Source organism: Pseudomonas sp. NPDC089406 (genome assembly GCF_044900265.1).
In the GTDB taxonomy this organism is placed as follows: domain Bacteria; phylum Pseudomonadota; class Gammaproteobacteria; order Pseudomonadales; family Pseudomonadaceae; genus Aquipseudomonas; species Aquipseudomonas fakonensis.
This window is the reverse complement of the sequence record NZ_JBJDNC010000021.1, coordinates 40,156-65,277: the sequence shown is the minus strand read 5'-3', so window position 1 is coordinate 65,277 and position 25,122 is coordinate 40,156. Positions and strand designations below refer to the sequence as shown.

21 protein-coding genes and 1 pseudogene are annotated in these 25,122 nt (G+C 66.0%); 14 read left to right on the top strand and 8 right to left on the bottom strand.

Translation table 11 applies throughout. From position 1 onward, the window contains the following. Window positions 1–35: 35 nt before the first annotated feature. From ACI2KK_RS16260 to ACI2KK_RS16240, 5 genes are all read right to left on the bottom strand, one after another. Window positions 36–815 carry a tetratricopeptide repeat protein gene (locus ACI2KK_RS16260; protein WP_404669632.1) on the bottom strand — a complete coding sequence of 260 codons (780 nt, stop codon included), beginning with the start codon at window positions 813–815 and terminating at the stop codon, window positions 36–38. Window positions 816–877: 62 nt separating this feature from the next. Beyond that, window positions 878–1,396: an Hcp family type VI secretion system effector gene (locus ACI2KK_RS16255; protein ID WP_217840421.1), complete on the bottom strand. Its 519-nt coding sequence runs from the start codon at window positions 1,394–1,396 to the stop codon at window positions 878–880. A 330-nt stretch (window positions 1,397–1,726) separates the two neighbouring features. Then, a complete protein-coding gene (trmA, locus tag ACI2KK_RS16250; protein WP_404669631.1) occupies window positions 1,727–2,812 on the bottom strand; it encodes a tRNA (uridine(54)-C5)-methyltransferase TrmA in 1,086 nt (361 codons plus the stop codon). Next, window positions 2,809–4,104 carry an NCS2 family permease gene (locus ACI2KK_RS16245; protein ID WP_217840419.1) on the bottom strand — a complete coding sequence of 432 codons (1,296 nt, stop codon included), beginning with the start codon at window positions 4,102–4,104 and terminating at the stop codon, window positions 2,809–2,811. The genes trmA and ACI2KK_RS16245 overlap by 4 nt, the downstream gene beginning before the upstream one ends. 199 nt (window positions 4,105–4,303) lie before the next feature. Further along, window positions 4,304–5,524 (bottom strand): MFS transporter, encoded by a 1,221-nt coding sequence (locus tag ACI2KK_RS16240; RefSeq protein WP_217840418.1) that lies wholly within the window; start codon window positions 5,522–5,524, stop codon window positions 4,304–4,306. Window positions 5,525–5,865: 341 nt separating this feature from the next. Between ACI2KK_RS16240 and ACI2KK_RS16235 the strand changes: the two genes are divergently transcribed. The 4 genes and pseudogenes from ACI2KK_RS16235 to ACI2KK_RS16220 all read left to right on the top strand — a co-directional run bounded on the left by ACI2KK_RS16235 (window position 5,866) and on the right by ACI2KK_RS16220 (window position 8,467). Continuing rightward, entirely contained in the window at window positions 5,866–7,302 is a 1,437-nt protein-coding gene (locus ACI2KK_RS16235) for a cytochrome ubiquinol oxidase subunit I (protein WP_404669630.1), read from the top strand. Between the two features lies 1 nt (window position 7,303). After that, window positions 7,304–8,263 (top strand): annotated as a pseudogene (gene cydB, locus ACI2KK_RS16230) (cytochrome d ubiquinol oxidase subunit II); the annotation flags it as partial. Further along, a complete protein-coding gene (locus ACI2KK_RS16225; protein ID WP_404669670.1) occupies window positions 8,244–8,327 on the top strand; it encodes a hypothetical protein in 84 nt (27 codons plus the stop codon). The pseudogene cydB and the gene ACI2KK_RS16225, both read left to right, overlap by 20 nt. Next, a complete protein-coding gene (locus tag ACI2KK_RS16220; protein WP_217886572.1) occupies window positions 8,327–8,467 on the top strand; it encodes a DUF2474 domain-containing protein in 141 nt (46 codons plus the stop codon). The genes ACI2KK_RS16225 and ACI2KK_RS16220 overlap by 1 nt, the downstream gene beginning before the upstream one ends. Before the next feature lie 99 nt (window positions 8,468–8,566). On the opposite strand, the gene ACI2KK_RS16215 is transcribed toward ACI2KK_RS16220, so the two are convergent. Next, window positions 8,567–9,691 (bottom strand): methyltransferase, encoded by a 1,125-nt coding sequence (locus tag ACI2KK_RS16215; protein ID WP_404669629.1) that lies wholly within the window; start codon window positions 9,689–9,691, stop codon window positions 8,567–8,569. Between the two features lie 95 nt (window positions 9,692–9,786). Continuing rightward, window positions 9,787–10,491, bottom strand: a complete 705-nt coding sequence (locus ACI2KK_RS16210; RefSeq protein WP_404669628.1) for an autoinducer binding domain-containing protein — start codon at window positions 10,489–10,491, stop codon at window positions 9,787–9,789. A gap of 212 nt (window positions 10,492–10,703) precedes the next feature. Here ACI2KK_RS16210 and ACI2KK_RS16205 point away from each other — a divergent pair, with 212 nt between their 5' ends. After that, complete coding sequence (locus ACI2KK_RS16205) at window positions 10,704–11,480, top strand: ferredoxin--NADP reductase (protein ID WP_404669627.1); 777 nt, start codon at window positions 10,704–10,706, stop codon at window positions 11,478–11,480. A 135-nt stretch (window positions 11,481–11,615) separates the two neighbouring features. Here ACI2KK_RS16205 and mscL read toward each other — a convergent pair whose 3' ends face one another. Then, the gene (mscL, locus tag ACI2KK_RS16200) at window positions 11,616–12,035 is read right to left on the bottom strand and encodes a large-conductance mechanosensitive channel protein MscL (RefSeq protein WP_217840411.1); all 420 of its coding nucleotides are present in this window, start codon (window positions 12,033–12,035) and stop codon (window positions 11,616–11,618) included. A gap of 177 nt (window positions 12,036–12,212) precedes the next feature. On the opposite strand from mscL, the gene radA reads away from it, so the two are divergent. The 9 genes from radA to ACI2KK_RS16155 all read left to right on the top strand — a co-directional run bounded on the left by radA (window position 12,213) and on the right by ACI2KK_RS16155 (window position 25,019). Further along, window positions 12,213–13,580 carry a DNA repair protein RadA gene (gene radA, locus ACI2KK_RS16195; protein WP_217840410.1) on the top strand — a complete coding sequence of 456 codons (1,368 nt, stop codon included), beginning with the start codon at window positions 12,213–12,215 and terminating at the stop codon, window positions 13,578–13,580. Between the two features lie 112 nt (window positions 13,581–13,692). Then, window positions 13,693–15,174 (top strand): hypothetical protein, encoded by a 1,482-nt coding sequence (locus ACI2KK_RS16190; RefSeq protein WP_404669626.1) that lies wholly within the window; start codon window positions 13,693–13,695, stop codon window positions 15,172–15,174. An 87-nt stretch (window positions 15,175–15,261) separates the two neighbouring features. Then, the gene (locus ACI2KK_RS16185) at window positions 15,262–15,765 is read left to right on the top strand and encodes an RNA polymerase sigma factor (protein WP_404669625.1); all 504 of its coding nucleotides are present in this window, start codon (window positions 15,262–15,264) and stop codon (window positions 15,763–15,765) included. Window positions 15,766–15,833: 68 nt separating this feature from the next. Next, the gene (locus ACI2KK_RS16180) at window positions 15,834–16,829 is read left to right on the top strand and encodes a FecR family protein (protein WP_404669624.1); all 996 of its coding nucleotides are present in this window, start codon (window positions 15,834–15,836) and stop codon (window positions 16,827–16,829) included. 197 nt (window positions 16,830–17,026) lie between these two features. Beyond that, window positions 17,027–19,690 (top strand): TonB-dependent hemoglobin/transferrin/lactoferrin family receptor, encoded by a 2,664-nt coding sequence (locus ACI2KK_RS16175; RefSeq protein WP_404669669.1) that lies wholly within the window; start codon window positions 17,027–17,029, stop codon window positions 19,688–19,690. Window positions 19,691–19,775: 85 nt separating this feature from the next. Next, window positions 19,776–20,396, top strand: a complete 621-nt coding sequence (locus tag ACI2KK_RS16170) for a heme acquisition protein HasA (protein ID WP_217840407.1) — start codon at window positions 19,776–19,778, stop codon at window positions 20,394–20,396. A 168-nt stretch (window positions 20,397–20,564) separates the two neighbouring features. Next, entirely contained in the window at window positions 20,565–22,319 is a 1,755-nt protein-coding gene (locus tag ACI2KK_RS16165; protein ID WP_404669623.1) for a type I secretion system permease/ATPase, read from the top strand. Window positions 22,320–22,323: 4 nt separating this feature from the next. Continuing rightward, complete coding sequence (locus ACI2KK_RS16160) at window positions 22,324–23,655, top strand: HlyD family type I secretion periplasmic adaptor subunit (protein ID WP_404669622.1); 1,332 nt, start codon at window positions 22,324–22,326, stop codon at window positions 23,653–23,655. 5 nt (window positions 23,656–23,660) lie between these two features. Continuing rightward, window positions 23,661–25,019, top strand: a complete 1,359-nt coding sequence (locus ACI2KK_RS16155) for a TolC family outer membrane protein (protein WP_404669621.1) — start codon at window positions 23,661–23,663, stop codon at window positions 25,017–25,019. The last annotated feature ends 103 nt before the right edge of the window (window positions 25,020–25,122 follow it).

The following is a 25,122-nucleotide window of genomic DNA, read 5'->3' as shown; positions in this document are numbered from 1 at the left end:
TAGGGCCAGTGCAGGCAACCCAAGCCTGCGCCCAGTTACAACCTGTCTTCAGCCACCCGCAACGGCGGGTGCGTGCGCCGCCACTCATCCGCCAGCTGCCGCGCCTGTTCCAGCTGCAGGGCAGTCATCTCATACCCCAGCGACTCCAGGCTGTATTCGGCATTGCGGCGCAGCTCGGAGCCACTGCCGAGCGCCAGTAGCTGCACATTCAGCGCATAGGCTTTGACCAGGTCCTTGTGCACCCGGTACGGCCCGCCGGTCTCCAGCATGTAGGCATAACCGGCCACGGCCGCCACATGGCCCTGCTCGGCCGCCTTCACATACCAGCCACGCCCTTGGTCGAACTCACCACGCGCTGCCAGCAGCGCCGCGTAGTCCACCTGCGCCTGGGGCAGGTTGGCCATGGCGGCAAGCCTCAGCCATTTCTCGATGGCCTCCTGGCGCTGGCCCGGCCAGAACAGCGAGCGGCCGGCCTGGTACTGCCGGGCCAGTTGCCAGCGCGCCATGGCATTGCCCGCCTCGGCGGATTGCTTGAGCCAGCCCAGCTTGTCATCCAGCCGCCAGAGCAGGCGCATGGCTTCGCTGTCGCCCTGTTCGGCCTTGGTTTGCAGGCGGGCTTGCCACTGCGCCGGGGTCAGCGCCCCGGTCGCTCGCTCGCCCTGGCGGGCCAGCTGGTAGATGGCGTGCACGTCACCCTGGTTGGCGGCCTGCAGGTAGCCGGCAAGCGTGGTGGCGACAGCCGACGGTGCGTGCCCGAGCGCGAGGCCGAGCAGCACGTAGAAAATCAGGATGTTGCGTTTGAACGGTCGTGTCATGTGTTTCGAAACTTGCAGTAGAGGCGGCGGCCCGCAGGGAGCCGCCGCGGGGTCACGGGCGTTTACGCCGAGACCGGGGCACGCCAGTCATCGGAGCCGGAAGTGCCGGAGACTTCGTGGGTCCAGGTGATTTTGCGGTAGGTGAAGTAGACGTCTTCGAGGTGGGTGAAGTGCGCCATGTTCGGGTCCTGGCAGTTAGCCATGTTGGACTGCACGTCGACGATGATCGCGTCTTCGAGCTTGATGGTGTAGTAGTGCTCCTGGGTGCCGGAAGCCGAGGTGCGGAACCACTTCAGGGTGCACTCGGTCAGGCGCTCACCGCTGGTCAGGGCGGTGAAGATCAGCGGTGAGGACTTGTCGAACACCTTTGTGATCATCAGCGGCTTGTGCACGCGCTGGCCGGTTGGCTGGCCGGACTGCGGGTCACGCGGGATGATTACCTGGTGGTCGAAGGCCTGGACCAGGATCTCGTCCTCGTGGCCTTCCTGGAAGATGTTGCCGACCGAATCTTCGGTGAAGGTGCCGGCGGTGATCAGGCCTTGTTTGGTGCCCTGCAGGGTCAGGTACGCGGGTGTTGGCATTGCAGCTCTCCTTGCGGAATAAGGTATCGATTTGCCGGAAATCGTTGTCCGGTTGCAGTTACCTGTTTTCAAGTTGCATGCCAGAAAGCGGCCAGCCCTTGCCCGGCGGGGGCTGGCGCGCAGTGTCGAGGGGCGTGGCAAATAAATGCGAGCGCCGGGGGCAGGAAAGTGCGCAAGAACTTGCGCAGTGCTGTGCAAGTTCTTGCGCACCTGGCTACAGGCCCCGTTGTTAAAGGGCTGTGGCGTTTTTAGCGGGGGTGTTGGGCAAAACGGTTGCGCAACTTCTTGCGCAGTCGGCTGGGGCCGTTGCGGCCCCCGCCGGGTTGCCGGTCAGCGACGGACCAGCAACACCCCGCTTTCCATGTGATGGGTATAGGGGAACTGGTCGAACAGCGCGCAGCGCTCGATACGGTGGGTATCGTGCAGCTGGGCGATGTTCTGCGCCAGGGTCTCCGGGTTGCACGAGATGTACAGGATGCGTGCGAAGCGTCGGGTCAGCTCGCAGGTGTCCGGGTCCATGCCGGCGCGCGGCGGGTCGACGAACACGGTGCCGAAGTCGTAGCTTTTCAGGTCGATGCCTTCCAGGCGGCGGAACGGGCGCACCTCGTTCAGCGCCTGGGTCAGCTCTTCGGCCGACAGGCGCACCAGGCGCACGTTGCCCACGCCGTTCTCGTCCAGGTTATGCAGGGCGGCGTTGACCGAGGTCTTGCTGATCTCGGTGGCCAGCACCTGGCGGGCGCGGGTGGCCAGCGGCAGGGTGAAGTTGCCGTTGCCGCAGTACAGCTCCAGCAGGTCGTCGTCACGCTCGCCCATGGCCTCGAAGGCCCAGCCGAGCATCTTCTGGTTCACCTCGCCATTGGGCTGGGTGAAGGCGCCTTCGGGCTGGCGGTAGCTGAAGGTGCGCCCGGCGATGTCGAGCTGTTCCACGGCATAGTCGCGGCCGATGACCACGCGCTTGCCCTTGGAGCGGCCGATCACGCTGACCTTCAGCTTGCTGGCCAGTTGCGTGGCGGCAGCTTCCCAGGCTTCGTCCAGCGGGCGGTGGTAGCACAGGGTAACCATCGCATCGCCGGCCAGGGTGGTGAGGAACTCCACCTGGAACAGGCGGTTGTTCAGCGCCTCGCTGGCTTGCCAGGCCGCCTTCAGGCGCGGCATCAGGTCGTTGATGCGCTCGCTGGCAATGGGGAAGTCGTCGATCAGGATCGCCTTGTGCTTCTCGCCCGGGGCGAACATCGCGTAGTGGCGCTGGCCATCCTCGCGCCACAGGCGAAACTCGGCGCGCAGGCGGTAGTGCGCGCGCGGCGAGTCGAACACGGCCGGCTCCGGTGCCCCGAAGGGCGCCAGCAGTTCACGCAGGCGGGCGACCTTGCCCGCAAGCTGCGCGTCGTAGGTGGAAGGGTCGAAGACGGCACTCATGCGTTGAACCAGCCCAGCTTGATGACGAACAGGATGGACAGGATCACCAGGGCCGGGTTCAGCTCGTGGCGACGGCCGGACAGCAGCTTGATGGCGGTCCAGGCGATGAAGCCGAAGGCGATGCCATTGGCGATCGAGTAGGTCAGCGGCATGGCCAGGGCAGTGACCACCACCGGGGCGGCTTCGGTAACGTCATCCCAGTTGATTTCGGCCAGGCCGGAGGCCATCAGCACGGCCACGAACAGCAGCGCCGGGGCGGTGGCGAAGGCCGGTACGCTGCCGGCCAGCGGGGCGAAGAACAGCGCCAGCAGGAACAGGATGGCAACCACGATGGCGGTCAGGCCGGTGCGGCCACCGGCGCTCACGCCCGCAGCGGACTCGATGTAGCTGGTGGTGGTCGAGGTGCCCAGCAGCGAGCCGGCCATGGCGGCGGTGCTGTCGGCGATCAGGGCGCGGCCCATTTTCGGCATGTGGCCGTCCTTGCCCATCAGGCCGGCGCGTTTGGCCACGCCGATCAGGGTGCCGGAGTTGTCGAACAGGTCGACGAACAGGAAGGCGAAGATCACGCTGATCAGGCCGACGTCCAGCGCGCCCTTGATGTCCAGCTGCAGGAAGGTCGGCGCCAGCGATGGCGGCATCGACACCACGCCGCCGAACGGGGTGACGCCCAGGGCGATGGAGGCGATGGTTACGGCGAGGATGCCGATCAGCACCGCGCCGCGCACTTTCAGCGATTCCAGGGCGACGATGATGAAGAAGCCCAGGGTGGCGAGGATCGGCGCCGGTTGCTTGAGGTCGCCCAGGCCCACCAGGGTGGCCGGGTTATCGACGACGATGCCGGCGTTATGCAGGGCGATCAGCGCCAGGAACAGACCGATACCGGCGGCGATGGCCGAGCGCAGCGGCAGCGGGATGCTGTTCACGATCCATTCGCGGATGCGGAAGATCGACAGCAGGAAGAACAGCACCGCCGAGAGGAACACCGCCCCCAGTGCCACCTGCCAGGTGTGGCCCATGTGCAGCACCACGGTGTAGGTGAAGAAGGCGTTCAGGCCCATGCCCGGCGCCAGGGCGATCGGGTAGTTGGCGATGATGCCCATGGTCACCGAGCCAATGGCCGCAGCCAGGCAGGTGGCAACGAAGATCGCGCCCTTGTCCATGCCGGTTTCGCCGAGGATGCTCGGGTTGACGAACAGGATGTAGGCCATGGCCAGGAAGGTGGTGACGCCCGCCAGTATCTCGGTGCGCACATTGGTGTTGTGTGCTTTTAGTTGAAACAGCCTTTCCAGCATGCCGGCTCCCGGGGCGCCCTCGCGCCGTGAATGTATCGACCCCATCAGCAAAGCACAGAGGTCGGAAAAAAGCCGCGCATCATACCAGCATGGGGGGCGGGGGCCTATTGTGGGAGCGGGCTTGCCCCGCGATTTCGTCGGTTCGTGAGGAGCAGGCCGTGCAGGCGCAATCGCGGGGCAAGCCCGCTCCCACGGAGGATCAACCGTTATGCAAGCGGTCGCGGTGGGTCAGGGTCGGGAACAGCTTCATCCATGTCCCGGTCACCACCAGCGTGCCCACTCCGCCCAGCACCACCGCCGGCACCGTGCCGAACCAATGCGCGGTCAGCCCCGACTCGAACTCGCCCAACTGGTTCGAGGCGCCGATGAACAGCCCGTTCACTGCGCTCACCCGGCCGCGCATCTCGTCCGGGGTCTCCAGCTGCACGAAGGCGCCGCGGATGACCATGCTGATCATGTCTGCCGCACCCAGCACCACCAGCACCGCCAGCGAGAACCAGAACGAGGTCGACAGGCCGAAGGCGATGGTGGCCACGCCGAACACCCCCACTGCAGTGAACATGGTCAGCCCCACCTTGCGCTCCACCGGGAAGCGCGCCAGCCACAGCGACATCAACAGTGCCCCCACCGCCGGCGCCGAGCGCAGCAGGCCCAGGCCCCAGGCGCCGGTCAGCAGGATGTCCTTGGCGAACACCGGCAGCAGCGCGGTGGCGCCGCCCAGCAGCACGGCGAACAGGTCCAGCGAGATGGCGCCGAAGATGTCCGGGCGGCTGCGGATAAAGCGCACCCCGGCCAGCAACGAATCGAGGCTGGCGCGGCCACGCTGGGCCTGCTGCTGGCGCGAATCGAGGCTGAGCATCAGGCAGCAGGCGATCACGTACAGCAGCACCGTGGGGCCGTACACCCAGATGCTGCCGAAGGCATACAGAAAGCCGCCCACCGCCGGGGCGACGATGGTTGCCGACTGGGTGGCCGAGGCGGAGGCTGCAACCGCCCGCGGGAACAGCCCCGGTGGCACCACGTTGGGCAGCAAGGCCTGGGTGGCCGGCATCTCGAACGAGCGGGTGGCACCGAGCAGGAAGGCCAGCCCGAAAATCAGCTCGCGGCTGACGTTGTCGGTGGCGCTGCCCAGCGCCAGGGCCAGGGCGATCAGCCCCTGCAGGGTCTGGCACAGCGCGGCCACCTTGCGCCGGTCGTAGCGGTCGGCGACGTGGCCGGTGTGCAGCATGAACAGCACCCGCGGGGCAAATTCCACCAGGCCCACCAGGCCCAGGTCGAGCACGTTGCCGGTGAGCTGGTAGAGGTGCCAGCCGATGGCCACGGTGAGCATCTGGAAGCCGCTGGCAGTGAACACCCGGGCCAGCCAGAAGGCGATGAACGGGCGGTGATGACGCAGCAATTGCGGGGCGGAGTCGGACATCGGCGAGCCTGTAGCACCGGGAACAGAGGGGCCTGAAGCGTAACATCTGTTTGTAACAAATGGTTGCTGAAAGGCGCCGTGGCCATTTTTTCATCTACCGGTAAAGGGGGTGGGGCAACCGGTCACGCGGCATCGCGCCACGCCTCCCGGCGCAGGATTCAGGGCTATGCTTGCTGACATTCGTTGACTTGGATCAATCGTTCCAGATGCAACGAACGGGCCTTTGGGCCGCAATCCCTGCGATCGAACAGAACAATTCCAACGCGCCGCACTCGACACCCGTAGGGGCAGTGGGCAACGGGCCACAAGCCCTGCGCCGGATTATCTGAAGAGGAAGCACCATGTTCGGATTAGAAGCCCTAGAGCTCGCCCGAATCCAGTTTGCCTTTACCGTGTCCTTTCACATCCTGTTCCCGGCCATCACGATTGGCCTGGCGAGCTACCTGGCGGTCCTCGAAGGCCTTTGGCTGAAGACCGGCAACAACACCTACCGTGACCTCTACCACTTCTGGTCGAAGATCTTCGCCGTCAACTTCGGCATGGGCGTGGTCTCCGGCCTGGTCATGGCCTACCAGTTCGGTACCAACTGGAGCCAGTTCTCCGACTTCGCCGGCGCCATTACCGGCCCCTTGCTCACCTATGAAGTGCTCACCGCGTTCTTCCTCGAGGCAGGCTTCCTGGGGGTCATGCTGTTCGGCTGGAACCGCGTCGGCCGCGGCCTGCACTTCTTCGCCACGGTGATGGTGGCGCTGGGCACGCTGGTGTCGACGTTCTGGATTCTCGCCTCCAACAGCTGGATGCAAACTCCGCAAGGCTACGAGATCGTCGATGGCCGGGTGATCCCGGTGGACTGGCTGGCGGTGATCTTCAACCCCTCGTTCCCCTACCGCCTGATGCACATGGCCACCGCCGCGTTCGTCGCCACCGCGTTCTTCGTCGGCGCCTCGGCGGCCTGGCACCTGCTGCGCGGGCGTGACAACCCGGCAGTGCGCAAGATGCTGTCGATGGCCATGTGGATGGCGCTGATCGTGGCCCCCATCCAGGCCGTGATCGGCGACTTCCACGGGCTTAACACCCTCAAGCACCAGCCGGTGAAGATCGCTGCCATTGAAGGCCACTGGGAGAACAAGCCCGGCGAGCCGACGCCGCTGATCCTGTTCGGCATCCCCGACATGAAAGCCGAAACCACGCGCTTCAAAGTGGAAATTCCGGCACTGGGCAGCCTGATCCTGACCCACAGCTTGGACAAGCAGGTGCCGGCGATGAAGGAGTTCCCGCCTGAGGACCGGCCCAACTCGACCATCGTGTTCTGGTCGTTCCGGGTCATGGTCGGGTTGGGCTTCCTGATGATCTTCGTCGGCCTGTGGAGCCTGTGGCTGCGCAAGCGCGGCACCTTGTACAGCTCGCGGCCGTTCCTTTACCTCACCCTGTGGATGGGCCCGTCGGGGTTGGTCGCCATCCTCGCCGGCTGGTTCACCACCGAGATCGGCCGCCAGCCGTGGGTGGTGTACGGGCTGATGCGCACTGCCGACGGGGTGTCCAACCACAGCTATGCGCAGCTCGGTTTCACCCTGGTGATGTTCGTGGTGGTGTACTTCGCGCTGTTCGGCACCGGCCTGGGCTACATGATGCGCCTGGTGCGCAAGGGCCCGAAAACCGGCGAGGGCGACGAGCAGCCGCCGGGCGGCCCAGGTCAGCAACGTACCCCGGCGCGGCCGCTGTCCGCCGCCGACGATGGCCACGAGGCCGACTCCGCCAGCCTGAACAAGGGGAACTGAGATGGGTATCGACCTTCCGCTGATCTGGGCCGTGATCATCATCTTCGGGGTGATGATGTACGTGGTGATGGACGGCTTCGACCTTGGTATCGGCATCCTCTTCCCGTTCGTACCGGGCGAGGGTGATCGCGATGTGATGATGAACACCGTCGCCCCGGTGTGGGACGGCAACGAAACCTGGCTGGTGCTGGGCGGCGCTGCGTTGTTCGGCGCCTTCCCGCTGGCCTATTCGGTGGTGCTGGAGGCCTTGTACCTGCCGCTGATCCTGATGCTGGTGGGGCTGATCTTCCGTGGCGTGGCCTTCGAGTTCCGCTTCAAGGCGCGGGCGCACAAGCGCCATATCTGGGACAAGGCGTTCATCTGGGGCTCCCTGGTAGCGACCTTCTTCCAGGGCGTGGCGCTGGGCGCCTTCATCGAAGGCTTCAAGGTGGTGGACCGCAAGTTCGTCGGCGGCACCCTCGACTGGCTGACCCCCTTCACCCTGTTCAGCGGCCTGGGGCTGATCGTCGCCTATGCGCTGCTGGGCTGCACCTGGCTGATCATGAAGACCGAAGGGCCGCTGCAGCAGAAGATGCACGACCTGGCCCGGCCACTGGCGCTGGTGCTGCTGGCGGTGATCGGCATCGTCAGCCTGTGGACGCCGATTGCCTACCCGCAGATCGCCGACCGCTGGTTCAGCATGCCCAACCTGGTGTGGTTCATGCCGGTGCCGCTGCTGGTGCTGGTGACCTTCTACGCGTTGCTGCGAGCGGTGCAGCGCAATGCCCACTACACGCCGTTCCTGCTGACCCTGGTGCTGATCTTCCTGGGTTACAGCGGCCTGGGCATCAGCCTGTGGCCGAACATCATCCCACCGTCGATCAGCATCTGGGACGCCGCGGCGCCACCGCAAAGCCAGGGCTTCATGCTGGTGGGCACGCTGTTCATCCTGCCGTTCATTCTTGGCTATACCTTCTGGAGCTACTACGTGTTCCGCGGCAAGGTCACCCATGACGATGGCTACCACTAGTAGGAGCGCGCGGTGATGAACGTCGAAGAGAAGAAACCGCTGTGGCAACGCCTGGGTTGGCTGGTGCTGATCTGGGCACTGAGCGTGGCGGCGCTGGGGGTGGTGGCGTATGGCATGCGCCTGTTCATGAATGCCGCGGGGCTCAGTACCCACTGAGCTGAAGCCACCACCGCGTCTGTAGGAGCCGGCTTGCCGGCGATAGGGCCAGTGCAGGCCCCATCGCCGGCAAGCCGGCTCCTACATTACCCAATCACGTTACTTGCGTGCCTTGAGCACCACGAACTTCGGCGTCGCCGCCACCTGCTCAACACCCCTGAACAACCGCGCCAGCTTGCTGTGGTAACCCAGGTGGCGGTTACCGACGATATACAGCGCCCCGCCCACCACCAGCGCCTCGCGGGCCTGCTGGAACATGCGCCAGGCGAGGAAGTCGCCGACCACCTGCTGCTGGTGGAACGGCGGGTTGCACAGCACCACATCCAGCGACTGCTTGTCGATGCCGGCCAGGCCATCGGCGGCGTGGATGTTGGCTTCACGAGCGCCCAGCGCCGCCTGCCAGTTATCCCGCGCCGACTGCACCGCCATGTACGACTCGTCCACCAGGGTGTAGTGGGCATCGGGGTTGGCCAGGGCGCTGGCGATGGCCAGCACGCCGTTGCCGCAGCCAAGGTCTGCCACCCGGGCGTTGCCCAGGCCCTGGGGCAGGTGCGGCAGGAAGGCACGGGTGCCGATGTCCAGGCCTTCGCGGCAAAACACGTTGGCGTGGTTGACCAGCTCCAGTGCCGGCTTGTCCAGGCGGTAGCGGCTGGGGTAGGGCGACTTCACCTGCGCGCGCTCGGCCACAGTCGCCGTGAGCAGGCGGGCCTTCTTTTGCGCAAGCGAGGCCTGCACCGGGCCGATGTATTTCTCCAGCAGGTCGCCGGCGGCCCGTGGCAGATGCTTGATCATAGCCCCGGCAATCACCTCGGCGCCGGGCGCCAGCTGGCCCTGCAGGCGAATCAGTTGCTCTTCGAGCAGGGCCAGGGTCTTGGGTACGCGCACCAGCACGCGGTCGAACGGGCCCTGCCAGGTTTCGTTGGCGGGCACGAACGGCACGGCGTCGAAGGCCTTGCCGTTGCGCGCCAGGTTTTTTTCCAGGGCCATGCGTGCCAGGTGCGAGTCGCCGCTGCTGGTGACCTCCAGCGTGCCGGCCAGGCTGGCGGCCAGGGCGCCGAAGCTGTCGTTGAGCACCAGCACCCGCCAGCCCGGCTGCGGCGCCTGGGTGGCCAGGTGCTCCAGCAGGTACTGGTCGGCGGCGTCGAAGGCCAGCAGCGGGTCATTGGCCTGCTCCGGCTGGCGGATCAGGTCGAGGTCGGCGAAGGGGCTGTTGAACGAGGGCATGGCGTGGCTCTGTTGCGAATCTGCCCGGCGCGCGGTGCGGCGGGCTTGAGGCGGGCGATTCTACAGGGGTTTGCCGGTTGCCGGGGCGCGGGCTGTCAGAGCAGGCCGCGCAAGGCGGCAATGGCGATGGCACCGGCCTTGTTGGCGGCGTTGGTCTTGCTGATCACGCTGCGGATGTGGAAGTTCACGGTGCTGGTGGACAGCGACAGGATGGTCGCCACATCCGAGGCGGTCTTGCCGGCGGCAGACCATTTGAGCACTTCCAGTTCGCGGTGGCTCAGGTGCGGGGCGGGGCTGAGCCTGGCCAGGTGATGTTCGCTGAGCACGGCGTGCAGGGTGTGGCACAGCCACATCACCTGGGCGCCTTTGGCGTAGAGCTCGCCCGAATCGACTGCGCCGTGCCGGCGGCTGACGCTGAGCTGGCTCTCGTTGTGCCGCAGGTCGAGCACCGACTGGGTCCAGCCATGGGTCATGCCATGGGCGCAGGCTGCCTCGCGCAGGTGGGGCACTTCCTCGAACAGTGCATCGCTCCACAGCAGCGGCAGCGTGCTTTGGTGGCACTTTGATACTGTCGGGTCTATCTTGATGAAATGGTCCTGGCGGTAGCGATCATTCCACTCACGCGGGTAGTTGTTATAGCTGATGATCTGTGGCGCATGGACGGCGGCGTGCAGGTGCAAAGTCAGGCCGACGAACTCCATGTCCAAGGCTTGCACCAGTTCAACAGCGCGGGCAAAAAGCTGCTGCGGCTCGGCGTGCTGTGCAAATTGCTCGAGCTGCTCACAAGTCCACTGTGTCATCGATGAAACTCCGTCTGCTTCCTTGGATCCGATTTCCTGAATGCACGGGCGAAGTGTAGGAAATGTCCTCACCCTGCGCTCGGTTTTTTTGCTATAGCGCGTAGGTTTTTTTAGCTGCCTGTCGTCTGAGTCTGGCGATGCCCTACAAACCGGCGGTTTTTATCCGCGGCGCTTTGCGCGACACTTGGCGCATCTGATTCCAGGAGCCCGAGATGACCGCCAGCGCCGACAAGTTCACCCGCCAGACCCTGCTCGATGTCCAGCCGCTGACGCCGAACCTGTTCAGCCTGCGGGTTACCCGCGACCCGGGCTTTCGCTTTCGCTCCGGGCAGTTCGCCCGCCTGGGGGTGACCAAGGCCGACGGCAGCGTGGTGTGGCGCGCCTACTCGATGGTCAGCGCCCCCCATGACGAGTACCTGGACTTCTTCTCCATCGTGGTGCCTGGGGGCGAGTTCACCAGTGAGCTGAGCCGCCTGGGGCAGGGCGACACTTTGTTGATCGACCGTCAGGCATTCGGCTTCCTGACCCTGGACCGTTTCGTCGGCGGGCGTGACCTTTGGTTGCTGGCCACCGGCACGGGCATTGCGCCGTTCATGTCGATTCTGCAGGACTTCGAGGCCTGGGAGCGTTTCGACAACATCAAGCTGGTGTACTCGGTGCGCGAAGCCAGGGAGCTGGCCTACGTGAAGGAAATCGCCGAACTGGAACAGCGCGAGTACCTGGCCGAGTTCGCCGGCAAGTTGCAGTTCATTCCGGTGGTCACCCGCGAGCAGCACCCGGGGGCGTTGAATCAGCGCATTACCACGCTGATCGAGAATGGCGGGCTGGAGAAAGCCGCAGGGCTTGAGCTGTCGCCGGAGCATTCACGCATCATGCTGTGCGGCAACCCCGAGATGATCGACGAGACCCGCAAGGTGCTCAAGGCCCGTGACCTGCAACTGAGCCTGAGCAAGCGGCCCGGGCAGGTGGCGGTGGAGAACTACTGGTAAACCCCAATGCTCACGCAAACCCTGTAGGAGCCGGCCGGCGATAGGGCCGTAACAGGCATTGCGCGTGTGATGGCCTGCACTGGCCCCATCGCCGGCAAGCCGGCTCCTACAGGCGATGAGAGCGATACCTTTCAATCAGGGCAAGCGGTCCTGATTCTGCGCCTTGAGCAAGTCGCGAATCTCGGTCAGCAGGGTTTCCTGCGGGGTAGGCGCTGGCGGCACGCTGGGCGCCACGGCCTCTTCGCGCTTGAGGCGGTTGATGGCCTTGACGCCCATGAAGATGGCGAAAGCGATGATCACGAAGTCGATCACGGTCTGGATGAACTTGCCGTAGGCCAGTACCACCGCCGGTACATCGCCTTCGGCCGCCTTGAGCACGATGGCCAGGTCGCTGAAGTCGACGCCGCCGATGATCAGGCCCAGTGGCGGCATCACCACGTCGCCCACGAACGACGAGACGATCTTGCCGAAGGCCGCGCCGATGATGATACCGACGGCCATGTCGACGACATTCCCCTTGACCGCAAAGGCCTTGAATTCATTGAGCATGCCCATGTTCGATTTCCTTGTAACAAATGGTGAGGTAGAGGCAGTGTAAGCCACTGTAACGCTTCATGCGCTGGGTACAGGGCTGTTGACTTCGGTTAGATCGAATAGTTTTGTCGCATCCCAGGGCGTCCGGGGCACGTGCCAGTTCGGCTATCATGGCGGTTTTTCCTGGAGACCCCGCCCATGGCCAAGGCCAAGCGCTTGTATGGCTGCACCGAGTGCGGCGCGACCTTCCCCAAATGGGCTGGCCAGTGCGGCGACTGCGGTGCCTGGAACACCCTGGTCGAGAGCATGATCGAAAGCGGCGGCGCTGCGGCCCCCAGCGGGCGTGCCGGCTGGGCCGGGCAGCAGGCGCAGATCAAGACCCTGGCCGAGGTCAGCGTCGAAGAGATCCCGCGCTTCACCACCAGCAGCACCGAGCTCGACCGGGTGCTCGGCGGCGGCCTGGTGGATGGCTCGGTGGTGCTGATCGGCGGCGACCCTGGCATCGGCAAGTCGACCATCTTGCTGCAGACCCTGTGCAACATTGCCACCCATATGCCGGCGCTGTATGTCACCGGCGAAGAGTCGCAGCAGCAGGTGGCCATGCGTTCGCGGCGCCTGGGCCTGCCCCAGGACCAGCTCAAGGTCATGACCGAAACCTGCATCGAGGCGATCATCGCCACCGCCCGCCAGGAAAAGCCCCGGGTGATGGTGATCGACTCGATCCAGACCATCTTCACCGAGCAGTTGCAGTCGGCCCCGGGCGGCGTGGCCCAGGTGCGCGAGAGCACCGCGCTGCTGGTGCGCTACGCCAAGCAAAGCGGCACGGCGATCTTCCTGGTCGGCCACGTCACCAAGGAAGGCTCGCTGGCAGGCCCGCGGGTGCTGGAGCACATGGTCGACACCGTGCTGTATTTCGAAGGTGAATCGGACGGGCGCCTGCGCCTGCTGCGCGCGGTGAAGAACCGCTTCGGTGCGGTCAACGAACTGGGCGTGTTCGGCATGACCGACCGCGGCCTGAAAGAGGTCTCCAACCCCTCGGCAATCTTCCTCAATCGCACCCAGGAAGAAGTACCCGGCAGCGTGGTCATGGCCACCTGGGAGGGCACCCGGCCAATGCTGGTGGAGGTGCAGGCGCTGGTCGACGACAGCCACCTGGCCAACCCCCGGCGGGTCACCCTGGGCCTGGACCAGAACCGCCTGGCCATGCTGCTGGCGGTGCTGCACCGGCATGGCGGCATCCCCACCCACGACCAGGATGTATTCCTCAACGTGGTTGGCGGGGTCAAGGTGCTGGAGACTGCCTCCGACCTGGCGCTGCTGGCGGCAGTGATGTCGAGCCTGCGCAACCGCCCGCTGGCCCACGACCTGCTGGTGTTCGGCGAGATCGGCCTGTCGGGCGAAGTACGCCCGGTACCCAGTGGCCAGGAGCGCCTTAAAGAAGCAGCCAAGCACGGCTTCAAGCGCGCCATCGTGCCCAAGGGCAACGCGCCAAAAGAGCCGCCCGCCGGGCTGCAAGTGATTGCCGTGACGCGCCTGGAGCAGGCCCTGGATGCGCTGTTCGAGTGACCCTGCCGAGCCACCCCGCTTGAGGGGGACCTGATATTTTTGCCAGTTTTGCGCATGCAGGCCGCATGCGACGCTTGGGCCTCATTATCGGGTGCAAAGGCGGGTGGCCAAGATGCGTATGCTCTGGGGAGTTTTGCTTTCGCTGTTGCTGGTAGCGGGTGGGGTACAGGCCGAAGCGTTGCCGCAGGAGCCGGTGTTCACCCTCGACCAGGCCCAAGGCGGTGAGCTGGATATCGACCAGCTTGCCGGCGATGCGACCTTGACCTTGTTCTACCCGACGATGGCGGCGGGGGACACGGTGGGGGCCAGGCTCGCCGGGGTGGTCATCCGCGATACCCAGATCAAGACCGTCACCTCGCCCGGCATGCTCCGCTTCAGCCTGGCGCGGCCATGGTTGCGCGAGAACCTGGGGCGCTCGATCGCGCTGACCTACAGCCGCAAGGTCAAGGGCGCTGGCAGCCTGCTGACGTCTGCGGTGTTGCCGATCAAGGTGGTCAGCTCCCGTGGGGAACAGTTCGCGGTGAACGAGGCGGCCCAGGGCAGGCTGCAGGTCGATGCTCTAGGTAGCGATGCCAAGGTCAGCGTGCTGTTCCCTGGCATGTCTGTGGCGGATACCGTTGGCCTGCGCCTGGTAGGTGTGGCCACCAGGGACGCCCCGATCCAGACCGTGTCCGGCGCCGCGCCACTGACCTTCAGCACGCCGCTGGCCTGGTGGCTGGAGAACATCGGCCGCTCGGTCAGCCTGTCCTACAGCTACAAGGTTGCCGGCCAGGGCGCGGTGGTGCTGTCCAAACCCTTGGTGATTGAAGTGGTGTCCGCCGTCGTCAGTGCCTCGCCGCCCGCAGCAGCGGTAGCCGAGCGCTTGAATGCGCGCTTCAGGAACACCGACCCCTGCCCGGGCGAGCAGGCTGATTACCAGTGCAACGGCGTGTTCATCCGGGTGGTCGATTATTCGCCGTCCTTCCGGGCCTGGAACCCAAGCCCCGGGGCACAGAAGCTCGGTGGTGTGTCGTTCAGCTACATTCGCCGCGACCTGAAGATGTCCAAGCTGCAGGAAAACCGCAGCCATGGCTTGATCCTTTCCGAGGGTAGCCGCTGGGCGCCGCCGTTCTACCCCTTGCAGGTATTGTGTGCCTTCCCTTATGACGCCGGTACGGCGACACGCGTCGGCAGCGGTTGTGGCGAAAACAAAGGCTATGCCGGTACCGGCAGGTGTACCACTGCCAGCCTCGAGGACTGGCACAACAGGTTCGTCCAGTACCCGCCAGAGGAAGCGCGCTACGACCACCAATGCAGCTTCGACCCCGACAAGGCGGGCTTCGACCTTAGCCTGAAGGCACGGGAAAACCCGGACCAGGAAAACGTTCGCTGGCGGCAGAACGAGGTGGTGATCAAGACCTGGGACCAGAACCTGCGCAACCTGCCGGTAGAGGCGTTCTTCTACACCAGTGCGGCTGGCCTTGAGCCTGCGAAGAGCATCCAGCGGGATTTCTACAAGGAAACCGGGCGGGTTGTGCCAGTGGTGGGTGTGTCGTTGTCGGCAGAGCAGGTGTTCACCTACAAGGCGACTGATCAGGCGGTGCAACAGCGCTGAAAGCAACAGGGGTTGCGGTGGAGTTGCAAGTGATTCTCAATAGCCAGTAGCATAGCCGCCACCTTGCGACCACCCCATGGAGTGCGTGTGGCGGAGTTCGACCTCAAGCGGCTGTTTCTCAAGCACGCGAAAAACCTGCAGGCCATGCTCTCGCGCAAGGTGCGCGACCCGCAACTGGCCGCCGACCTGGTGCAGGACAGCTTCCTGCGCCTGGCCGAGCAGCAGCACCTCGACCAGATCGACAATGCCCAGGCCTACCTGTACCGCACGGCTCACAACCTGATGGTCGACCACGTGCGCCAGCAGCAGCGGCGCAAGACCGACCTGGTGCCCCACGAAGCGCTGGAAGGCATTGTCGAAGAGCGCCCAGGGCTCGACGAGCAGGCCGCCCGCGAACAACACCTGCGCCGCCTGCAGGCGATTCTGGGTGAGCTGCCCGAGCGCACCCGCCAGGTGTTTCGCCTCAACCGCCTGGAAGGCATGACCCACGCCGAGGTCGCCCGCTACCTGGGTATTTCCGACAGCTCCGTGCAGAAGCATCTGGCCAAGGCCCTGGCCTATGTGATGCAGTGCCTGCAGGAAACCGAATGACCAACGGTTTACTGAAAAACCCTGCCTCAGACGTCAGCCCAGACATAACCAGATCACGAGAGAACCGTGTGAGCAGCCAGAACGAGCAAGCCATCCGCGAGCAGGCCGCCGAATGGGTGGTGCTGCAGGGCGCCGGCCCCTTTAGCAGTGCCCAGCAGCAGGCGCTGGAGCAGTGGTGCGTAGAGGACCCGCGCCACGCCCAGGCCTATGCGTTCGCCCAGGCGACCTGGGCCGACCTCGGCCAGCTGGCGAGCCTGCCGATGCCTGCGCCCGCCCGGCGCGGGCCGGTGGCGCAGATGGCGCCGCCCGTCACCCGCCGGCGCAGGTCGCGGCTGCGCCAGGCCGTGGCCTGTTGTGCGCTGGTGCTGGTGGCAGTGCTGGGGGGCGAGCAGGGCCCGCAGCTGTTGTTGAGCTGGCGTGCCGACTACCTCACTGCGGCGGGCGAAGTGCGGCGGGTCACGCTGCCAGACGGCAGCCAGGTCGACCTCGACAGCCGCAGCGCGCTGCAACTGGCCTTCGATGGCCAGCAGCGGCGGGTGCGCCTGCTGGCTGGTGACGCGGTGTTCAGCGCCGCCCCGGTCACGGCGGCAGAGCCAAGGCCGTTCGTGGTGGAGTATGCCGGTGCCAGCAGCCAGGCCCTGGGCACGCGTTTCGTGGTCGGCGCGGCGGGCGAGGGCGGTTGGGTCGGCATGCTCGAGCACAGTGTCGAGGTGACGTTGCAGACACCGCCCGATCAAGGCAGCGCCCGCCAGTTGCTGCGTGAAGGCCAGGCGCTGCGTTATGACCAGGCCCAGGGTATTCGCCTGTGGCCTGGCCGCGACCTGCAGCGGGCCACCGACTGGCAGCGCGGCGTGCTGGTGTTCGAACGCCAGCCGCTGGCTGAGGTGGTCGAGCGCCTGAACCGTTACCGCGCCGGCCGCCTGCTGGTGATCGATGGTGCGTTGGCCCGGCGCGAGGTCAGTGGCGTGTTTCGCCTCGACACCCTCACCGCAGCCCCAGCGGTACTGGCCGCCGAGCTCAAGGCCGAGCGCCTGGAATTGCCGGGCCTGACGCTGATTTACTGATCGAGCGAAAAAATCTGCAATTTGCGTTACTGACTTTGTGTGGCTTGCTCGTCTGATTGTTGAGATTGATTTTCATTACTAGAAATCGCCAACAAAAGACGAGACGCGCAGTGAGCACGCAAACCCTTCAACCTCGCAGGCCCCTGGGCCGCATCGCCCTGGCCGGCAGCCTGGCCTTGGGCGCCTTGGCCCTGCCGATGGGGATCGGCATGGCCCAGGCCGCCACCCCCGGCAACACCGCCAGCCAGCAACTGGTGCAGTTCGACATTCCCGCGCAGCCGCTGGACCGCGCCGTGCTGGCCTACGCCGAGCAGTCCGGGGTGCAGGTGTTCTTCGACAGCCGCAAGCTGGCCGGGCTGCACAGCGAAGGCCTGCGCGGCAGCTACAGCGCTGAGGGCGGCTTGCGCCAGCTGCTGCTGGGCATGCCGGTACGCTACCACTTCAGCGCCCCCGGGCAGGTAGGCCTGGAGCGCCTGGAAGCGTCCGGCGAGGCCATGGAGCTGGGGGCCACCCATGTCGAGTCCAGCCGCGGCGCCGACTGGGTGTACCAGACGCCACGTTCCACCAGCGTGATCACCCGCGAGCAGATCGACAAGCGCCCGCCGCGCCACGCCGCCGACATGCTCGAGGAAACCGCCGGCGTGTACACCGCGGTGGACCAGCGCGACCCGGGCCTGTCGGTGAACATCCGCGGCGTGCAGGACTACGGGCGGGTCAACATGAACATCGATGGCATGCGCCAGAACTTCAACGTCAATGGCCACCAGCAGCGCAACGGCGTGATGTTCATCGACCCCGAGTTCATCAGCAACGTCGAGATCGAAAAGGGCAGCCAGTCGGGCATGGGCGGTGCTGGTGTGCTTGGCGGCATCGCCAGCTTCAACACCGTGCAGGCCAGCGAGTTTCTGGGGCCGGGCAAGGAGTTCGGCGGGCGCATCCGTGCAGGCCACGGCATCGGCGAGCTGGGCAACGGCACCTACTTCAACGGCAGCGGCGTGTTTGCCTTCGGCAACGAGGTGGGCGACGTGCTGCTGGGCATGAGCGAACGGCACTTTGGTGACTACCGTGCCGGCACCAACGATGCCGACAACCTGGGCACCAACATCCGCAACAAGAACTTGTTCCCCGAGGCGTGGAAGGACTGGCTGGAGTCCGAGGTGGGCGACATGAGCAGCGTCACCCGCTCGCAGATGATCAAGCTTGGCCTCAACCTGCCCCAGGACCAGCGCGTGCAGCTGAGCTACATGGCCACCGACACGGACAGCAAGGACGCCTGGACCTACCAGGACGAGAACAACCGCTACTACTACATGCGCTCGGCCAGCAATGACATTACCGCGAAGAATGTCGCGCTCGACTACAGCTACACACCCGACGACGATCTGATCGATTTCAAGGCCAAGCTCTATTACGTCACCACTCGCCAGGACCGCTGGAACGCCGGCAGCACCGCAAGCCTGGCCAGCGGCAACTACTACGGCCCCTACCAGGACCGCTTCCAGACCGACACCTGGGGCCTGCAGTTGCAGAACACCTCGCGCTTCTACTTCGGGCAGCACGATACCCTGAGCTTCAACTACGGCACCGAGCTGTTCCAGGACACCTTCAAGCCTTCGAGCGAGCGGATTCCGGCGCGCAACGAGCACACCAACCCCTATGCCAGCGGCGCGACCCCGGAAGGCAAGCGGGTCATGGCCAGTGTGTTCGGCGAGTTGAAATTCGAGCACGGCGACTGGCTCACCCTGGACGCCGGCTTGCGCTACGACCGTTACCGCCTCAGCGGGCAGACCGGTTTCACCGCCTTCATGCTGCCCACCGGCGGCCCTGCGGTGGACCCGGAGTACGTGAGCACCGACCTGTTGTTCGACGTGAACCAGGAGGCGGGGCGCTTCTCGCCGACCTTCGGCATTGGCGTGAAGCCGGGCCTGGACTGGCTGCAGTTGTATACCCGCTGGGGCCGCGGCTGGCGCCCGCCGTCGGTGACCGAGGCGTTCATGAGCGGCAAGCCCCACGGCGGTGGCAACGAGATGGTCTACCCCAACCCGTTCCTCAAGCCGGAGACCTCGCACAACTGGGAGGCGGGCTTCAACATCTTCAAGGAGTCGCTGTTTCGCGACGGCGATCGGCTAGGCGCCAAGGTGGCGTACTTCGACACCCGCATCGACAACTTCTCGTTCCTCGACATCAACGTCGATCTGCCCGGCACCGCTGGCGTGATCGGTACCTCGCTGGGCCGCAATGCCTACCAGAACAACCTTGAAACCACGCGTTTTCGCGGGGTCGAGTACTCGCTGGATTACGACGCCGGCGGCTTCTACAGCCAGCTCAGCTACACCCACATGATCGGCAGCAACGACTTCTGCTCCAAGCAGCTGTACATGGGCGGTGCACAGTCGCGCACCCAGGTCGGCACCGAGTTGCGCCCGGTGGACTTCGGCGGCGTGATCATCATGCTGCCGTTCCCGGTGTACCAGGTCGGCGGCGACCCGGCCCTCGATGCCCGGGTGATGTGTGGCCACGTCATGGGCAACGCCAGCTACATGCCGGCCGACCGCGGGGCGCTGACGGCCGGCCTGCGCTTCTTCGACAACACCCTGGATGTCGGCATGCGCCTGCGTTTCAGCAAGGGCAATGGCGAGAACCTCAACGCCCAGGGCTACAACCAGATCGATCAGGCGCTGTGGCCCCGGTACGAGGTGTACGACCTGTATGCAAGCTACTGGATGACCGAAAACCTGAACATCGGCCTGTCCATGGAAAACGTCACCGACCAGGCCTACTTCGTCGCCATGGGCGACGCCAACAACCTTTCGCTGGCCCGTGGCCGCACGCTCACCGGCATGTTCGAGTACCGCTTCTGATGCACCCCGGGTTCGCCCTTTCCGGGCAACACGAAGGCAGGGAATACGCCTTCGTCCAATGCTGTAACGTCAACGAGGAATTGAAATGACTCTGTCCGTCAACTATGCCGCCACCTTCGCCAACGTCTCTGTCGACAGCTACCTGGCCTTCTGGTCCACCAGCTTCAAGACTGCCGACCACGGCTCGAGCAACACCGGCGGCTTCAGCAACGGCACCTTCTCCGGTGACCAGTACGCCATCAGCGGCTCCGGCTCCAGCTACGCCTTCATCGCCGACAGCGATACCAGCAACGGCCTGAACTACGTGTTCAACCCGGCCCTGCCGGCCAGCAGCACCCAGAACCACTACCTGTGGGGCGAGCTGGACAACGTCTCGCTGGGTCAGCAACTGGGTGGCGGCGGTGGCAGCGACTACAGCCTGAGCAACTTCGTGGTCACCTTCGGCGGCCTGGACCTGAGCTCGGCCCTGGGTGATGGCCGCGTGGCCGGTGCCAACGACGTGCACGACGTGATCTACGGCCTGATGCAGGGCAACACCAGCGCGCTGGAGTCGGTACTGGACAACCTGCTGGCCGACTACGGCGTGTCCACCAACAACACCTTCGCCGACATCAGCGCCGCCCTGGCCGCAGGCCCGGTCAGCACTGTTTCGGCCGACGCCGTTGGCGTGCAGGCGCTGCCTGAGGACCTGGCCCTGGCGGCCTGAGCCCAGGCATGAAAAAGCGAATGGCAGGTCACCCTGACATTCGCTGATCTGCTGCATTACCCCGCAGCCCGTGTCTTTGCCGGGCCCAGGCTGCGGTGGTGCGAATTTTGTGGCGTAGGTGGCGCGAACGCAATCGCCCGCCTGCGCCTTGTGCGAGGTTTCCAACAAATGCGAACCGCTCCCGCCGCAGTCAACGAAGTGCTGCTGGCGCTCAAGGCCTGCCGTGCAGGCCTGGGTAACGTCGCCCTGTTCACCGCCGTGATCAATCTGCTGATGCTGGCGCCGGCGCTGTACATGCTGCAGGTCTACGACCGGGTGTTGTCCTCGCGCAACGAGATGACCCTGCTGATGCTCAGCCTGATGATCATCGGGCTGTTCGCCTTCATGGGGCTGTTGGAGTGGCTGCGCAGCCAGGTGGTGATCCGCCTGGGCACGCACATGGACATGCGCCTGAACCCGCGGGTGTTCGAGGCCGCCTTCGAAGCCAGCCTGGCCGGGCACAAGGGCGCGGCCGGGCAGATGCTCGCCGACTTGACCAGCCTGCGCCAGTTCGCCACCGGCCAGGCGCTGTTCGCCTTCTTCGATGCGCCGTGGTTTCCGGTGTACCTGCTGGTGATGTTCCTGTTCAGCCCCTGGTTGGGGCTGATGGCGGTGGTCGGCGCGGTGCTGCTGATCGTGCTGGCCTGGGCCAACGAGCGCCTGACCCAGGCGCCGTTCGCCGAAGCCGGGCAGCTGTCGCAGCAGGCCGGCCAGCAGGCCAGCGGCAACCTGCGCAATGCCGAGGTGATCGAGGCCATGGGCATGCTGGGCGCGGTGCGCCAGCGCTGGGCGCAGTTGCACCATGGCTTTCTTGCCCGGCAGAGCCTGGGCAGCGAGCGCACCGCAGCGGTGACTGCGGTGTCGAAGAGCGTGCGCCTGGCCTTGCAATCGTTGGTGCTGGGCCTGGGGGCGTGGCTGGCCATCGAGCAGCTGATTACCCCGGGCATGATGATCGCAGGCTCTATTTTGATGGCCCGGGTATTGGCGCCGATCGACCAGTTGATCGGCGCCTGGCGCCAGTGGGGCGCGGCGCGCCAGGCCTACCAGCGGCTCAACGAGCTGCTGCGGGCGCAGCCGCCGCGTCCGGCGGGCATGCCGCTGCCGGCGCCCAGCGGGCGGCTGAGTGTCGAGGCGCTGGTGGCGCTGCAGCCGGGCAGCAACCGCCCGTGCCTGAGCAACCTGGGCTTCGAGCTGGCGGCCGGCGAGTCGCTGGGCATGCTCGGGCCGTCCGGCTCGGGCAAGTCGACCCTGGCCCGGGTGCTGGTGGGGGCGCAGCGTGCCGCCAGCGGCAAGGTGCGCCTGGATGGCGCCGAAATGAGCCAGTGGGACCGCCAGGCGCTGGGCGTGCACATCGGCTACCTGCCGCAGGACGTGCAGTTGTTCGCCGGCAGCATCGCCGAGAACATCGCCCGCCTGGGGCCGGTGGACGCCCAGCAGGTGGTGGCCGCCGCGCAACTGGCCGGGGTGCATGACATGGTGCTCAAGCTGCCGGCCGGCTACGACACCCAGTTGGGCGAGGGCGGCATGGGGTTGTCTGGCGGCCAGCGTCAGCGCATCGGCCTGGCCCGGGCGCTGTACGGGCTGCCGGCGCTGATCGTGCTGGACGAACCCAACTCCAACCTCGACGAGGCCGGCGAGCGGGCCCTGGTCGAGGCCATCGCCAAGGTGCGCGAACTCAAGCGCACCTTGATCCTGATTACCCACAAGCCGGCACTGCTGGCCGGGCTGGACAACCTGCTGATGCTGCAGGCCGGCCAGTTGCAGGCCTTCGGCCCGACCGCGCGGGTGCTGCAGGACGTGCAGCGCAGCGCCCGCCCGGCAGCACCGGCACCGGCCCGGGCGCCGGTGGGGCTGAGCATGACCTTTGGCCAGCCGAGAGCGTGAAACCATGACCGTACACCCCGTAATTCCCCAGGCCGCGCCTGGCAATGTGCTGCGCCTGGACGCCCATCGCCCGGCGCGCGTTGGCCGCTGGCTGGTGCTGGCAGGCTTCGGCGGCTTTCTGCTGTGGGGCGCCCTGGCGCCGCTGGACAAAGGCGTGCCGGTCAGCGGCACGGTGATGGTCGCTGGCAGCCGCCAGGCGGTGCAGCACCCCACCGGTGGGGTGATCGAGCAACTGCTGGTGCGTGATGGCGACCGGGTTACCGCCGGCCAGGTGCTGGTGCGCCTGGACTCGACCCAGGCCCAGGCCCAGGTCGGTTCGCTCGAGGTGCAGTACCTCAATGCCCGGGCCGGTGAGGCGCGCCTGCTGGCTGAGCGCGACGCTGCCAGCAACCTGATGTTCCCCGAGGACCTGCTGGCCCAGGCCGGTACCCCCTGGGTCGCCACGGCCCTCGACGCGCAACGCCAGTTGCGCACCAGCCGCGCCCAGGCCCTGCGCATGGAGCTCGACGGCCTGCGCGAAAACATCGCTGGCGCCGAGGCATCGCTGGCCGGGCTGCAAGGCTCGATGGCCAGCAAGCAGGCCCAGCGCGATGCCCTCGACGAGCAACTGCACGGGCTGCGCGAACTGGCCCGGGATGGCTACATCCCGCGCAACCGTCTGCTCGACAACGAACGGCTGCTGGCCCAGGTCAACGGCTCGATCGCCGAGGACCTGGGCTCCATCGGCCGCACCCGGCGCCAGGTGCTGGAGCTGAAACTGCGCATCGGCCAGCGCCAGCAAGAGTTCCAGAACGAGGTGCGTCAGCAGCTCGCCGAACTGCAAGCCAACGCCGAAGACCTGGGCAACCGCCTGCGCAGCGCCCGCTTCGAACTGGCCCACAACCAGGTACGCGCCCCCGCCGATGGCACCGTGGTCAACCTGAGCGTGTTCACCAACGGCGGGGTGATCGCTCGCGGCCAGCAATTGATGGAGATCGTGCCCAGCGAGGCGCCACTGCTGGTGGATGCCCGGGCGCCGGTGGAGATGGTCGACCGCTTGCACCCGGGGCTGCCGGTAGAGCTGATGTTCTCGGCCTTCAACCAGAGCACCACGCCGCGGGTGGATGGCGAGGTGACCCTGGTGTCGGCTGACCGCCTGCTGGATGAAAAGACCCAGCAGCCGTACTACCAGCTGCGCATCAAGGTCAGCCCCCAGGGGCTGGAACAGCTGGCTGGGCTGGACATTCGCCCGGGCATGCCGGTGGAGGCCTTTGTGCGCACCGGCGAACGCTCGCTGCTCAACTACCTGTTCAAGCCGTTGGCCGACCGGGTGCACATCGCCCTGGCGGAGGAATGAATGCAATGCTGATTGCCCGCCTGACCCTTGCCGCGCTGCTGTGTGGCAGCGCCTCGGCACACGCCCTGGACCTGGGTGACGCCTACGCCCTGGCCCTGCGCAACGACCCCACCTGGCAGGGCGCGATCGCCGAGCGCGCCGCCGGCATCGAAAACCTGGCCATCGGCCGCGCCGGCTTGCTGCCCAAGCTTTCGTACCGCTACAACCGCGCCCGCAATGATTCTGAGGTGACCCAGTACAGCCAGTTCGGCGATGTCACCACCCAGCGCGACTACCGCAGCTACACCTCGACCCTGACCGTCGAGCAGCCGCTGTTCGACTATGCCGCCTGGGCCCAATACCGCAGCGGCGTGGCCCAGGCGGCGCTGGCCGACGAGCGCTTGCGCGGGCGTGGCCAGGAGCTGGTGGTGCGGTTGTTCCAGGCTTACAGCGAGGCGCTGTTCGCCCACGAGCAGATCAGCCTGGCCCAGGCCCAGCGGCGCACCTACGCCGAGCAACTGACCCTCAACGAGCGCCTGCTCAAGGGCGGCGAGGGTACCCGCACCGATGTGCTGGAAACCCGTGCCCGCCTTGAGCTGGCCCAGGCCCAGGAGATCGAGGCCGGCGACAACCTGGATGCCGCACTGCGCACCTTGCAGGCCATCGTCGGCGAGGCGGTGGGGGTCGAAGACCTGGCGCCGCTGGCTACGGGCTTCAAGGTGCAGCAGTTGAGCCCGGCGCGTTTCGAACCCTGGCGTGACCTGGCGGTGGCGCACAACGCCGAGCTTGCCAGCCAGCGTCACGGCCTGGATGTGGCCGAACAGAACATCGAGCGCCAGCGCGCCGGGCACCTGCCGTCGCTCAGCGCCTACGCCAGCAAGGGCATTTCCAGCTCAAGCTCCGAGAGCACCTACAACCAGCGCTACGACACCGACAGCATCGGCCTGCAGCTGAGCCTGCCGTTGTTCGCCGGTGGCGGGGTGTCGGCAGCGGTACGCCAGGCCCGGGCCCAGCGTGATGCGGCAGGCTTCGAGCTGGACGCGCAGCTGCGCGACACGGTCAACCAGCTGCGCCGGCAGTTCAATTTGTGCGCCAGCAGTACGGCGAAGATCCGCGCCTACGACCTGGCGGTGAACTCGGCGGGGGCCTTGGTTGAGGCCACGCGCAAGAGCGTGGCCGGGGGCGAGCGGGTCAACCTGGATGTGCTGGATGCCGAGCAGCAGCTTTACAGCGCCCGGCGCGACCTGGCCCAGGCGCGCTATGACTACCTGCGGGCGTGGTTGCAGTTGCGCTATCTGGCGGGGGTGCTGGATGCGCGGGACTTGCAGGTGTTGAACGCCTATTTCGAGGGCCCTATCGCCGGCAAGCCGGCTCCTACAGGCTGATGCGATTGCTGTAGAAGATCGCATCGCCATCAACACTGCGCTGTACCTGTAGGAGCCGGCTTGCCGGCGATAGGGCCCTTGCAGGAGAACGAAAAAGGGGAGC